General features: G+C 42.6%; 16 protein-coding genes. 13 read left to right on the forward strand and 3 right to left on the reverse strand.

Translation table 11 applies throughout. The annotated features are described in order from the left end of the window. A complete protein-coding gene (locus tag PSI06_RS04635) occupies positions 1-849 on the reverse strand; it encodes an AAA family ATPase (protein ID WP_004586178.1) in 849 nt (282 codons plus the stop codon). 52 nt (positions 850-901) lie between these two features. Further along, on the reverse strand, positions 902-1,141 hold the full coding sequence (locus PSI06_RS04640; RefSeq protein ID WP_273603058.1) for a DUF1653 domain-containing protein: 240 nt from the start codon (positions 1,139-1,141) through the stop codon (positions 902-904). 60 nt (positions 1,142-1,201) lie between these two features. On the opposite strand from PSI06_RS04640, the gene PSI06_RS04645 reads away from it, so the two are divergent. The 11 genes from PSI06_RS04645 to rpoS all read left to right on the forward strand — a co-directional run bounded on the left by PSI06_RS04645 (position 1,202) and on the right by rpoS (position 8,769). Beyond that, the gene (locus PSI06_RS04645; protein WP_273603057.1) at positions 1,202-1,681 is read left to right on the forward strand and encodes a DUF2947 domain-containing protein; all 480 of its coding nucleotides are present in this window, start codon (positions 1,202-1,204) and stop codon (positions 1,679-1,681) included. A gap of 75 nt (positions 1,682-1,756) precedes the next feature. Next, positions 1,757-2,386, forward strand: a complete 630-nt coding sequence (locus tag PSI06_RS04650; protein ID WP_273603056.1) for a hypothetical protein — start codon at positions 1,757-1,759, stop codon at positions 2,384-2,386. A gap of 30 nt (positions 2,387-2,416) precedes the next feature. Continuing rightward, a complete protein-coding gene (gene ftsB / locus PSI06_RS04655) occupies positions 2,417-2,704 on the forward strand; it encodes a cell division protein FtsB (RefSeq protein WP_004586182.1) in 288 nt (95 codons plus the stop codon). Then, on the forward strand, positions 2,694-3,395 hold the full coding sequence (gene ispD, locus PSI06_RS04660) for a 2-C-methyl-D-erythritol 4-phosphate cytidylyltransferase (protein ID WP_273604987.1): 702 nt from the start codon (positions 2,694-2,696) through the stop codon (positions 3,393-3,395). Before ftsB ends, ispD begins: the two co-directional genes overlap by 11 nt. Beyond that, a complete protein-coding gene (gene ispF / locus PSI06_RS04665) occupies positions 3,392-3,889 on the forward strand; it encodes a 2-C-methyl-D-erythritol 2,4-cyclodiphosphate synthase (protein WP_004586184.1) in 498 nt (165 codons plus the stop codon). Before ispD ends, ispF begins: the two co-directional genes overlap by 4 nt. Beyond that, positions 3,886-4,935, forward strand: a complete 1,050-nt coding sequence (truD, locus tag PSI06_RS04670; protein WP_004586185.1) for a tRNA pseudouridine(13) synthase TruD — start codon at positions 3,886-3,888, stop codon at positions 4,933-4,935. The genes ispF and truD overlap by 4 nt, the downstream gene beginning before the upstream one ends. After that, positions 4,916-5,680 carry a 5'/3'-nucleotidase SurE gene (gene surE / locus PSI06_RS04675; protein WP_004586186.1) on the forward strand — a complete coding sequence of 255 codons (765 nt, stop codon included), beginning with the start codon at positions 4,916-4,918 and terminating at the stop codon, positions 5,678-5,680. The genes truD and surE overlap by 20 nt, the downstream gene beginning before the upstream one ends. Next, entirely contained in the window at positions 5,670-6,308 is a 639-nt protein-coding gene (locus PSI06_RS04680) for a protein-L-isoaspartate(D-aspartate) O-methyltransferase (RefSeq protein ID WP_004586187.1), read from the forward strand. The genes surE and PSI06_RS04680 overlap by 11 nt, the downstream gene beginning before the upstream one ends. Positions 6,309-6,317: 9 nt before the next feature. Beyond that, positions 6,318-6,896: a YqaA family protein gene (locus PSI06_RS04685; protein WP_004586188.1), complete on the forward strand. Its 579-nt coding sequence runs from the start codon at positions 6,318-6,320 to the stop codon at positions 6,894-6,896. Between the two features lie 41 nt (positions 6,897-6,937). Further along, complete coding sequence (locus tag PSI06_RS04690; protein ID WP_273603054.1) at positions 6,938-7,762, forward strand: peptidoglycan DD-metalloendopeptidase family protein; 825 nt, start codon at positions 6,938-6,940, stop codon at positions 7,760-7,762. A gap of 35 nt (positions 7,763-7,797) precedes the next feature. Next, a complete protein-coding gene (rpoS, locus tag PSI06_RS04695) occupies positions 7,798-8,769 on the forward strand; it encodes an RNA polymerase sigma factor RpoS (RefSeq protein ID WP_273603053.1) in 972 nt (323 codons plus the stop codon). A 134-nt stretch (positions 8,770-8,903) separates the two neighbouring features. On the opposite strand, the gene mutS is transcribed toward rpoS, so the two are convergent. After that, positions 8,904-11,489 carry a DNA mismatch repair protein MutS gene (mutS, locus tag PSI06_RS04700; RefSeq protein WP_004586191.1) on the reverse strand — a complete coding sequence of 862 codons (2,586 nt, stop codon included), beginning with the start codon at positions 11,487-11,489 and terminating at the stop codon, positions 8,904-8,906. A gap of 21 nt (positions 11,490-11,510) precedes the next feature. Between mutS and PSI06_RS04705 the strand changes: the two genes are divergently transcribed. Both PSI06_RS04705 and recA read left to right on the forward strand, forming a co-directional pair. Then, positions 11,511-12,002 (forward strand): CinA family protein, encoded by a 492-nt coding sequence (locus tag PSI06_RS04705; RefSeq protein ID WP_004586192.1) that lies wholly within the window; start codon positions 11,511-11,513, stop codon positions 12,000-12,002. 65 nt (positions 12,003-12,067) lie between these two features. Continuing rightward, on the forward strand, positions 12,068-13,111 hold the full coding sequence (gene recA, locus PSI06_RS04710) for a recombinase RecA (protein WP_004586193.1): 1,044 nt from the start codon (positions 12,068-12,070) through the stop codon (positions 13,109-13,111). Positions 13,112-13,158: the final 47 nt, after the last annotated feature.

Below are 13,158 nucleotides of genomic sequence, written 5' to 3' on the forward strand. Positions count from 1 at the left end.
TTAGCGACGACTCATAAACGCAAGTTTTTCGATGAGGCTTATGTCTTGCTCATTTTTAAGCAGTGCGCCAAACATCGGCATTAAGCCGCCTTTTTGGGCTTTATCGTGCAGTGTTTTAGCGTCTATATCTTCGGCCATTAAAAGCTTTAACCAATCCAGCAATTCGCTGGTGGAAGGTTTCTTTTTAAGACCGTTGGCTTCACGTAAGTTAAAAAATACTTCGAGTGCTTGGCGAACTAAATCTTGTTTAACGTTAGGGTAGTGCACATCAACGATTTGCTGCATTTCTTCGCTGCTTGGAAAATCAATATAGTGAAAAAAACAGCGGCGTAAAAAGGCATCTGGTAGTTCTTTTTCGTTGTTTGAGGTGATGATCACAATAGGGCGTTCTTTCGCTACAATGCGCTCGTTAGTTTCGTAAACGTGAAACTCCATTTTATCAAGTTCTAGTAGTAAGTCGTTTGGGAACTCGATGTCGGCTTTGTCTATTTCGTCGATTAAAAGCACTGGGCGTTTGCCGTTAAGTTCAGCGTAGTTAAACGCTTGCCACAGCTTACCTTTAACAATGTAGTTGCCAATATTATGTACGCGCTCATCGCCTAATTGGCTGTCGCGTAGGCGCGATACGGCATCGTATTCGTACAAACCTTGCTGCGCTTTGGTGGTTGATTTAATGTGCCACTGAATAAGCTCGGTATCTAAGCTTTTAGCAAGCTCTTCAGCCAGCATGGTTTTACCTGTACCTGGCTCACCTTTAATTAATAAGGGCTTTTCAAGCATAATAGCGGCATTTACAGCCTGTTTAAGCGAGCTGCTAGCGATGTAGTTGTCGGTAGAATTAAATTGCACGGGTTCCCCTCGCCTGGTCTGATCAGTGTTGTATGTGATTATAATGCCATAGTTAATCTGCAGCTCCAAGGTAGGCAAAGCGTGGAATAGTGTGTCCATCTTTTTCAATGGTTTCTAAAAACATACTTAGTGGGCGTGCCCACATGCCGTACTCGCCATACAGGGCTTGGTATATAACTAGTTGCTCGTCGGTTTCACTGTGTGTTGCTACGTAAAATACTTTGTATTGTGGGCCTTTGTAGTGTTGATATATGCCTGGTTTGAGGGAAAGCGGTTTTATTGCTGTAGTCATGTTTTGATCTCTTGTATAATTGCGTTTGCTTTTTATTATGCCAAAGAATACACCAACACTATGAATTATATTTCGCTCGATGATCACAAAAAAGCCTGGGTTTTTCGTCATAAAGACCTCCCTGTATCTGAAGAAGACGCTGCGCGTATTAAGCCAATGACCAGCGAACGTGCTGCGGTGCTTTGGAGCACTATGGTGAGCCGCGAATTCGACCACCCCGATTTTTTTGATAAAACCGATTGGTGCGGTAAAGAAGAAAGCTTTAGCGATGAAGTAAATTGGGAAGATGCGTGGGAAAATGGCGACGAAAGCTTACCGCAAGCTATTTTGGATCATTTAGATTGGCAGGCTAATACCACTGTTTATTTTTGTATGGCACGCGATAACGTTATAGAAGCCACCTTTGATGTATTTAAACGTAATTGGCAAAACTTTATGTTTTTAGCTGATGGCAGTTTATTAATTGGTAAAAAGCGTAATACCGTGGTGCAATTTTTAGAAAGCGGCATTGCTAAATTAGGTGAAAAGCCAAGCGCTTAAATTGCCTAGTGCGCTTAAAAAATAGCCGTTATTGTGCTATAAAACAGCTACCTAATTGTTTTTTGAGTATAACTATTGGTAGCGAAGAGTCAGCCACTTGCAGCTCAGCAGCAAGAAATATGGCAAAGTGATGCGCAAAAAGTGCTGTATGCACAATTGTGCAATGCGTTTTATCAGCGAGAGGTACAGCGCTTAGTTGCTGAGCCTAATGCCGATAAACTACGCCGCCAATTAAAAAGCTTACCGTATTATATAGAACGGACGGCAACTTTGGTTGCCAATGGGAGTTCGCCGTTTATGCTCGACTCACAAAATGGCTCTTGGCTTGAAAAACAAAAGCCTACACCGCCAGAGGTTAACGCTCAGGCAAATGAACTTTTTTATAAAAAATATGCCCAAGTGGGGCTAATAGTGCCGGTGTTAATAAATAGCCATGACCAAGTGAGGCTAAGAATAGACAGCATAGATCAAGTAAGCGACAATAAACTGCACTGTAATGAACTAGGCTGGTTTGATTTTTTTGGCAAGGGCCTAGAGCAAGCAAATGCGCAGTTGGTAAAACCCAGTAAAATGAGTTTAACAGCGGCGTGTTGCGGGCATCAGTGGCAATTTTCAAAACGCTGCGCACCTAGGTTGCTTTCACTTAGAGAAATGCTATTAGCGGGTAATATTAATTGGCGTAATATAAAACGCCCACGAGCCTAATTTTATTTAAAAACGAATAGGGAGTGTTAAATGCGGTTTTTTCAGCTTGGCCTGTTGTGCTTAGCACTGTTTATACAATACCGACTTTGGTTTGGTCATAACGGTGTGCAAGACTATACGCGTTTAAAAGCAGCCGTGGCTTCTCATCAACAAACTAACGAAAAACTAATTAAGCGCAATAAAGTACTTACCGCCGACATAGAAGATTTAAAGCTTGGTCAAGAAGGTATAGAAGAGCGCGCTCGTAACGAATTAGGAATGATTAAACCGGATGAAACATTTATACGTGTTTTACCGGGCAAACAACATGAAAAATAATAATTCAATAGCTGCCATTGTACCCGCTGCCGGCGTAGGCAGCAGAATGCAGCACAGTGCACCTAAGCAGTATATTAAATTGGCAGGAAAAACTATTTTAGAGCACACGCTCTGTAAGCTTTCGCAATTACAAAGCTTAAGCCAAGTAGTTGTAGCCGTTAGTCAAACCGACCCTTATTTTGACTCGCTTGCGCACATAGACTCGCGAATTTTACGCGCCAGCGGCGGGCAAGAGCGAGCAGACTCAGTGCTTAATAGCCTATTATTTTTAGAAAATAACCCTCCTGAATGGGTGCTGGTGCACGACGCAGCCCGCCCCTTAGTTACTATTAACGATATTGAAACCTTAATAGCGCATTGTATAGCCGACGACGAAGGCGGTATTTTAGCAAGCAAGGTAAAAGACACCATAAAGCGTGGTAACACGCATAGCGAGCAAACCGTGCCTCGTGATGATTTATGGCAAGCGCTTACACCGCAGTTTTTTAAATATGACGAGCTTAAAAGTGCGTTGCAACGTGCGCTTTGTGAAGGCGTAACTATTACCGATGAAGCCAGTGCCATTGAGTGGGCAAATAAACCCGTTAAGCTAATTGCAGGGCGCAGCGACAATATTAAAATAACCACGCCGGAGGATTTAGACCTAGCGGGGTTTTTATTAAACAAACAACAAAACGAGCAAGCATTATGATTCGAATTGGCCATGGTTTTGACGTACACAAATTTGGTGGCGAAGGCCCAATAACAATTTGCGGCGAAAAAATAGATTACCCGCAGGGCTTTTTAGCACACTCAGATGGCGATGTTGCTATTCATGCATTATGCGATGCTATTTTAGGCGCGTTGGCAATGGGCGATATTGGTAAGCATTTTCCGGATACGGCGAGCGAGTATGAAAATATAGATAGCCGTATTTTACTTCGCCATGTTGTAGGCCTTGCCAAAGAGCAAGGTTATGTACTGGGCAATGGCGATGTCACTATTGTGGCGCAGGCTCCTAAAATGTTGCCACACATCCAAGCTATGCGCTCTAATTTAGCCAGCGATTTAAATTGCGAGCTTTCACAAATAAATGTTAAAGCGACCACCACCGAAAAGCTCGGCTTTGAAGGGCGTAAAGAAGGTATTTCTAGCCATGCGGTGGTTATTATGAGCAAAGCGCCTGAGAGTACAGCAAGCGCATGAGCGATTTAAATTACCTATACGGTGCACCGCTTTCAAAAGCAGACTTTAAAACCGTTGCTGAAGATTTTATGGTTGATGAAGACCTCGGCATAGAATTTACCGGCGGTGGTGAGCATGTATGCTTACAGGTCGTTAAAAAAGGTGAAAACACGCAATATGTGGCCAAGTTAATTGCACAAAAGGCTGGAGTGTCACCGCGCGAAGTAAGCTATGCTGGCATGAAAGACCGCCACGGCGTGTGTAGCCAATGGTTTAGTGTAAAAGTACCCATTAAAAAGCATATTGATTTTAGTGAACTCAATAGCGACAGCATTTTTGTGGTTTCGCAACAGCGCCACGAGCGTAAATTACGCACTGGTTGCCACAAAGGAAACCGATTCACTATTACGCTTCGTAATGTAACCCAGCCACTTGATATTTTATGCCGCATTAATGCCGTACGTGCGGGTGTGCCTAACTACTTTGGCGAGCAGCGCTTTGGCCGCGATGGGCATAATTTAGTTATGGCCGAAAAAATGTTTGCCGGCGAGCGCATTCGCGATAAAAAACTACGCGGTATTATTATCTCCGCTGCCCGTTCACATGTATTTAATCAAATAGTGAGCTTACGTGTTAAAGAGCATGGGTTAGCTAAAACCATGCACCGTGAAGTATTTATGCTAAGCGGTAGTAACGCATTTTTTGAAGATGCAATAAGCGATGAAAACATAGCACGTTTAGTCTCTGGCGATATTATGATGTCGGCTCCTATGGTTGGTAAAAGCGAAAAGGGCTTAACTGAACAAGAAAAATTATGGCTAAAACCATACCAAGCATGGTGTGAGGGCTTAGGCGAATTAGGCCTTAAAAATGAGCGCCGTATGCTGCGCCTCATTCCGCAAGATTTAACCATAGAAACACTAGACGAAACGACTTTAAAATTAAGCTTTGGATTGCCTAAAGGGTGTTTTGCTACCGCACTTTTACGTGAGCTGGTGGATTACACCGATGCAAGCCCTAATGAGCGAAAAGAAAAGGACAGTCAAAATGAAGATACTGCTAAGTAACGACGACGGTGTAAATGCTAAAGGGATTGCTGTTCTATACCAGGCTCTTACGCAAATTGCCGATGTAACCCTTGTAGCCCCTGATCGTAACTGTAGTGGTGCCAGTAACTCGTTAACGTTAATAAATCCACTGCGCTCTACCACGCTTGAAAACGGCTTTATATCGGTTAATGGCACGCCTACTGATTGTGTTCATTTAGGGGTTAATCAGTTAGTAGATGAAACGCCTGATTTAGTCGTAGCAGGTATTAACCACGGCGCTAATTTGGGCGACGATACATTGTATTCAGGCACTGTGGCAGCGGCGACCGAAGGGCGCCATTTAGGCTTGCCTGCTATTGCCGTGTCGCTTTGCTCACACCATGGTGAGCACTTTGAAACCGCAGCAGCTGTGACCGTTAATATAATTAAAGGGCTAGCATCGCACCCACTGCCTAAAGATCAAATTATCAACGTAAATGTACCCGATATTCCTCTAAGTGAGCTAAAAGGGGTGCAAGTTACGCGTTTAGGTGCCCGACATAAAGCCGAAACCATGACCAAACAAACTGACCCATGGGGGCGTGATATTTTTTGGTATGGCTCGCTTGGTATTGAAAGCGATGCCGGTGAGGGCACTGATTTTTACGCTGTTAATAATGGCTATGCTTCAGTTACACCGTTAAGCGTTGATATGACAGCAAAAGAAAGTATTGAAGCGGTTGGGCAGTGGTTAGCTGAAATGGAGATAAACCGTGCTGGCTAATTACTCGCGCAGTGCTATTGCGCTTTCTAAGCTATTAGAGCAAGAAGGGGTAGAAGACAAACAGGTATTAAAAGCCATTGCTGATATACCACGTCATGCCTTTATTGATGATGTACTAAAACATAAGGCGTACGAAAACACGGCGTTGCCGATAGGGCAAGGGCAAACTATTTCGCAGCCTTATATTGTGGCGCGTATGACCGAGCTGCTTCATTTGGCTGGCGTACGCGACAAAGTGTTAGAAATTGGCACAGGCTCTGGTTATCAAACCGCAGTGTTAGCCAAGTGTTTTAATAAGGTGTATTCGGTCGAGCGTATAAAAGCACTGCAATGGCAGGCTAAACGCCGTTTACATCAACTTGATTTATACAATGTAACCATGAAACACGCAGATGGCTGGCAAGGCTGGCAATCGCAGGCCCCGTTTAATGGTATTATAGTTACCGCGGCCGCATCAAAAGTACCTCAAGACTTACTTGCACAACTAGCTGATGGCGGTGTACTCCTCGCCCCCATTGGAGAGCAAGAACAAAAATTAACCATGGTTATTCGCCAAGGCGATAGCTTCACAGAGCATGTTATTGCACCAGTTCGGTTTGTCCCTCTCGTCCCTGGTGATATTGAATAGGAATTCACGTTGAAATTGTTTACTAAGTTATACGATATGGCCCTAGTGTGGGCAAAACACCGCTTTGCTGAGCGCTATTTAGCAGCCATGAGCTTTGCTGAGTCCGTTTTTTTTCCGGTACCACCAGATGTAATGCTTGCCCCTATGTCGCTTGCTCAGCCAAGTAAAGCGTGGCGCTTTGCAAGCTTTGCAACAGTTGCTTCAGTACTTGGGGGGATTGTAGGTTACTTTTTAGGTTACTGGTTATTTGAGCCTGTTGTACAGCCCTTTATTGAGCAGATGCACTGGCAAGAAAAGTTTGAAACAGCGCTTACATGGTTTAAAGAGTATGGCGTGTGGGTGGTATTTTTAGCGGGCTTTTCACCTATCCCTTATAAGGTATTTACTATTGGTGCAGGGGTATTACAAATGGCATTTTTACCATTTTTAATAGCGTCTGCCGTTGGCCGTGGTGCGCGTTTCTTTTTAGTTTCTGCTTTAATGAAGTGGGGTGGGGTTAAAATGGAGCAAAAATTACGTCAATATGTTGAAGTACTTGGCTGGGGTTTAGTTATATTAATAGCGGTTGCTTACTTTTTATTACGCTAAAAAACAAAAGTAGTACTTTTTAAATTTCGGAGCAAAACACCTTGAAAAGTCAGTACGCATTATATGTAATTGTATTTATTGTTGTTTTGCTTTCGGGGTGTTCATCTCGCCATAATCCTGCTCCTGTTAGCAGCCTCAATACTAGTGTTAATGATTTCCAAAAAGGCATTAACATTAATGGCAATAAATACACAGTACAAAAGGGTGATACTTTATATTCCATTGCCTTTAGTGCAGGCAAAGATTTTAGAACACTTGCAAAAAACAACTCAATTCCATCACCTTATATAATTTATCCTGGACAGATTATTTTATTAGTAAAGCCCGGTAATACAATGGCTATAGCTAATACAGTTAAGAATAAAAAAAATAGCCGCACTAAAATAAAACAAAAAACTAACAAAAAATTAAAGAAAAATCTTGAACAGCCGAAACAACGAGAGTATGTTCAAAAACAAGCCAATAAAATAGTTAGTAATGCTAAATCTTCGTCGAGCAGTAAAGTAAAGTGGTTTTGGCCTGCAAAGGGCAAAGTGACTAAACGCTTTTCTAATAAGGAAAACGGTTACAAGGGTTTACAGATTGCTAACCGTACAGGGGCTTCAGTTTTAGCCGCAGCACAAGGAACGGTGGTGTATGCGGGTAATGCGCTTCGAGGGTACGGTAATTTAATCATTTTGAAACATAATGATGATTACCTAAGTGCATATGCACATAACTCGAAACTACTTGTTAGAGAAAAGCAGAAAGTTAAGGCAGGACAAAAAATAGCAGAAATGGGCAAGTCAGAATCTTCGGTCACTGCGCTTCGTTTTGAAATTCGCTACCGTGGGCAAGCTGTCAGTCCTGCTAAATACCTTCCCTAATTTTTAGGTATTGATAATTGCTCGGGAGAAGGCTTATGGCTAACGCAGCAAAACTTGACAAAAACACCACCGACGAAAAATTTGATGACACCGCAGTAGCAGAAACTGCAGCATTACTTGAAGAGGTTGATAACGAAGAAGAGATATTTGCAAAAGAGGAAGTAACTAAAAACCTTGATGCAACCCAACTTTATTTAGGAGAAATTGGTTTTTCTCCCCTACTTAGCGCTGAAGAAGAAGTCTTTTTTGCCCGCAAATCGCTACGTGGATGTGAAGCATCTCGCAAGCGTATGATTGAAAGTAACCTACGTTTAGTTGTAAAAATTGCCCGCCGTTATAACAACCGAGGATTAGCACTTCTAGATTTAATTGAAGAAGGTAACCTAGGTTTAATTCGCGCTGTTGAAAAGTTTGACCCAGAGCGCGGTTTTAGATTTTCGACTTATGCAACGTGGTGGATACGCCAAACAATTGAACGCGCCATTATGAATCAAACGCGCACCATTCGCCTGCCAATACATGTAGTTAAAGAATTAAATGTTTACTTGCGTACAGCACGCGAGCTGACACAAAAGCTAGACCATGAGCCAACTGCTGAAGAAATTGCTGAAAGCTTAGGTAGACCCGTAGAAGACGTAACTAAAATGCTACGCTTAAACGAAAAAATTGCCTCAGTTGATATGCCAATTGGCGGTGAGAACGACAGCGCACTGTTAGACATTATTGCCGATGAAAAAAGCGCAGGCCCTGAGGGCGAAGTTCAAAACAACGATATCAACAAACATATTGTCGATTGGTTAGGTGAGTTAAACCCTAAACAACGTGAAGTATTAGCGCGTCGCTTTGGTTTACTTGGCTATGAGCCATCAACACTTGAAGATGTTGGCCGTGAAATTGGTTTAACGCGAGAGCGCGTAAGACAAATTCAGGTAGAAGCATTACGTCGTTTAAAAGATATTTTACAACAAGAAGGGTTAAGAACAGAAAGTTTGTTTGACCAGTTCTAGTAACTCCCTTTTATACTGTCTATGTGTTTAAAAGCTGAAGGATAAAACCTTCAGCTTTTTTATGTCTTATGACCCCCAAGAAATACTATTTACAGTACTATCAGCCTCTTAACCATCGCTCAAGTTATCTATATTTAAAGTAGTGCTTTTAATTTATAAAGAAGTTCGTGTGCTTGACGCGGCGATAGATTATCAGGGTCAATGGCACTGAGCTGCTCCTCAACCTCTGAAGGCTCAGGGGCAGGTAACTCATTAGCAAATGAAAACGCCTGCTGCTCAGCATTAGGCGCTGTTACACTTTGGTGGTTTTCGAGCAGTTTAAGCTTTTGCTTTGCTTGGGATATCACGGCTTTAGGCACGCCGGCAAGCGCTGCGACCTGTAAGCCAAAGCTTTTACTTGCTGCACCATCAAGCACAGTATGCATAAATGCAATGGTGTCGTTGTGCTCTATGGCATCTAAGTGCACATTCACCAGCCCAGTTTTTTGCTCGGCAAGTTCCGTTAATTCAAAGTAGTGCGTAGCAAATAATGTTTTAGCAGATATTTTTTGTGCCAGATGATCAGCCGTTGCATAAGCAAGTGACAAGCCATCGTAGGTACTGGTGCCTCTGCCTATTTCATCCATTAATACCAAAGATTGCGCAGTTGCATTATTTAAAATTGTGGCAGTTTCGGTCATTTCTACCATGAAAGTAGAGCGACCAGAGGCTAAATCGTCGCTTGCACCAATGCGAGTAAATATACGGTCAATATTACCAATTTTTGCACTATCAGCAGGGACATAACAGCCAATTTGCGCCATCAATACGATAAGTGCTGTTTGGCGCATATAGGTTGATTTACCACCCATGTTTGGACCGGTGATAATCAACATTTTACGCTGGCTATTTAGCTCCACAGGGTTGGCAATAAAAGGTTCTTTCATTACTTGCTCTACCACGGGGTGGCGACCTTGTTTAATACTTATATTGTCATCATCGCATAGCTGGGGTTTAGCATAATTAAGCGTGTGCGCTCGCTCTGCTAAGTTATTCAATACATCTAAATCAGCTAATGCGCCAGCCATCATTTGAAGCTGTTCAATATGCGGGGCTATAAACTCAAATAGCTCTTCATATAATTGTTTTTCAAGCGCAAGAGCTTTTGATTGGCTGCCAAGCACTTTGTCTTCGTGCTCTTTTAATTCAGGTATTATGTAGCGTTCATTATTTTTAAGCGTTTGGCGGCGAATATAATCAGCAGGTACTAAGTGTGAGTTTGCACGACTTACCTCGATAAAAAAGCCATGTACCTTGTTATAGCCAATTTTTAATGTGCTGATCCCGGTGCGCTCGCGCTCTCTAAGCTCTAGTTGCTCAAGTATATCGGTAGCGCCTTTACTCAAGTTTCGCCATTCATCGAGTTCGCTGTTGTAGCCTGGTGCAATAACGCCCCCATCGCGAATTAGTACTGGTGGGTTATCAATAACAGCACGCTCAAGTAAAGCTTGTAGTTCAGGCAGCTCTGGAGAATGGCGAACAATGCTAGCGATACGCTCATCATTAGCATCGTTTAATAATGCGTGCAGTGGTGCGAGTGCTTGTAGGGCACTGCGCAGTCGGGTTAAATCGCGCGGGCGTGCAGTGCATAAAGCAAGTCGTGCTATTACGCGCTCTATATCACCAATTTCTTTTAATGAATCGTGTAACTCGCCATATAATTGCACATCTAAAATAGCGCTAATGGCATTTAAACGTGAGTTAAGCTCATTTTTATTACGCACAGGTGTATGAATGCGGCGTTTAAGTAAACGCGACCCCATGGCCGTGGCGGTTTTATCAAGTACCTGCGCTAAGGTGTTTTCAAAGCCGCCCGATAAATTAACGGTTAGTTCTAAATTTTTGCGCGTTGCCGCATCTAATATAACTGCGTGCTCGTTATGCTCAAGCGTAATAGCGCGAATGTGAGGGAGCGCAATACGTTGTGTATCTTTTACGTATTGCATTAAACAGCCCGCAGCGACCAAAGCAGCATGCGCTTTATCTACACCAAAACCAACTAAATCTTTGGTGCCAAACTGCTCGCACAGTAAGTGTTGAGCGGTGTCTAGGTCAAACTCCCACTCAGGGCGTCGCCGTGCCCCTTTTATATGCTCAATTAAATGTGTGTTTTCAAAACTTTCACAGTATAAAAGCTCCGCAGGTGCTAAGCGCTGTAAGGTTGAAGTAAATGCTTCGTCGGTGTTAACTTCAACTACGTTGAAACGCCCTGAATTTATATCAAGGTAGGCAATACCGTATAGCCCTTTTTTATTTTGCCATACGCTAGTGAGTAAGTTATCTTGGCGTTCTTGCAATAGCGCTTCATCTGAAATAGTACCCGGTGTAACGATACGTACGACTTTGCGCTCTACTGGCCCTTTACTGGTTGCAGGATCGCCAACTTGCTCACATATAGCAACCGATTCGCCCATTTGCACTAAACGAGCTAAATAGTTTTCTACTGCATGATAAGGGACACCCGCCATAGGGATAGGATCGCCGCCGGCTTTACCGCGATGCGTTTGCGAAATATCGAGTAGTTGGGCCGCGCGTTTAGCGTCGTCAAAAAAGAGTTCATAAAAATCCCCCATACGATAAAACAATAAAATATCGCGATGCTCTGATTTTATTTTTAGATACTGCTGCATCATAGGGGTTTGTTGTTTTATAGTGTGCGGTGCATAAAGATCAAACGACATGTATTTACCCAAAGGCTGAATATGGAATTACATCAAGAGATTAAAACACTTGCTGCGCAATTGGGCGTTATTTTAACGGATAAACGCTTATGGATCACTACCGCTGAATCATGTACTGGTGGCGGAGTGAGTTATGCGCTTACAGATACGCCAGGTAGTTCAGGTTATTTGGGCCGCGCATTTGTTACTTATAGTAATGAAGCTAAGCATGAACTGCTTAATGTGGCCAATACTACGCTAGAGCAATTTGGTGCGGTGAGTGAGCAAACAGTAAAAGAGATGGCTTTTGGTGCCGCAAGCGTTGCCAAAGCTGATGTTGCAGTGGCAATTTCGGGCATTGCAGGGCCAGGTGGTGCTACGTCCGACAAACCAGTTGGCTTTGTGTGGTTTTGCATACAAATTGCCAATGAACAATTTACGTTTAAGCAAATATTTAACGGCGATAGAGCACAAGTTAGAATGCAAGCTATTGAATTTGCATTGAAAAGTACTATCGAGAAGATAAAATTATAAATTTCACTTGATACTGTGATTACATACAGTATACTTGTTCGCATTAGCCGGATTTGGAGAACAGAATGAACGATAATAAACAAAAAGCGCTGGACGCTGCACTATCACAAATTGAGCGTCAATTTGGTAAAGGATCAATTATGAAACTGGGCGATAACAAAGCCCTAAATATTGATGCTGTATCTACAGGTTCACTTGGGATTGATATTGCTTTAGGCATAGGCGGTTTGCCTATGGGGCGTATTGTTGAAGTGTATGGCCCAGAGTCTTCAGGTAAAACAACGCTTACTTTGCAAGTTATCGCGCAGGCTCAAAAAGAAGGCAAAACATGTGCCTTTGTTGATGCTGAGCATGCTCTTGATCCGGTATACGCACAAAAGCTAGGTGTTAACATTGATGAGCTGTTAGTTTCTCAGCCAGATACCGGTGAGCAAGCACTAGAAATTTGTGACATGTTAGTACGTTCAAGTGCTGTAGATGTTGTTATTGTCGATTCTGTTGCAGCGCTTACACCAAAAGCTGAAATTGAAGGTGACATGGGCGACTCGCATATGGGCTTACAAGCACGTTTAATGTCGCAAGCACTACGTAAACTTACAGGTAATATTAAACGCTCAAATACGCTATGTATTTTCATCAACCAAATTCGTATGAAAATTGGTGTAATGTTTGGTAACCCTGAAACAACAACAGGTGGTAATGCACTTAAGTTTTACGCATCAGTGCGTATTGATATTCGTCGTATTGGCTCTGTTAAAGAAGGCGATGAGGTAGTCGGTAACGAAACCCGCGTTAAAGTAGTTAAAAACAAAGTTGCACCACCGTTTAAACAAGCTGAATTCATCATTATGTATGGTGAAGGTATTTCTAAACAAGGTGAGTTAATTGATTTAGGTGTTAAGCACAAAATTGTTGAAAAAGCAGGTGCTTGGTACAGCTACAACGGCAATAAAGTAGGCCAAGGTAAATCAAACTCTATTAAGTTTTTGAAAGAAAACGTAGAAATTGCAGATGAAATTGAAGGTAAGTTACGTGATATGTTGCTATTAAAAGCAACGGTTGAGCCAGAAGATGGCGAAGACGTATTAGGCGCTGAGTCTGACCTTTAAGTGTAAACGTTCTCTAAGCTTGATTTGACCCGAGCTTTAAAAGGCGC

The sequence above is a fragment of the Pseudoalteromonas sp. GABNS16E genome (assembly GCF_028598715.1).
Lineage (GTDB): Bacteria > Pseudomonadota > Gammaproteobacteria > Enterobacterales > Alteromonadaceae > Pseudoalteromonas > Pseudoalteromonas atlantica.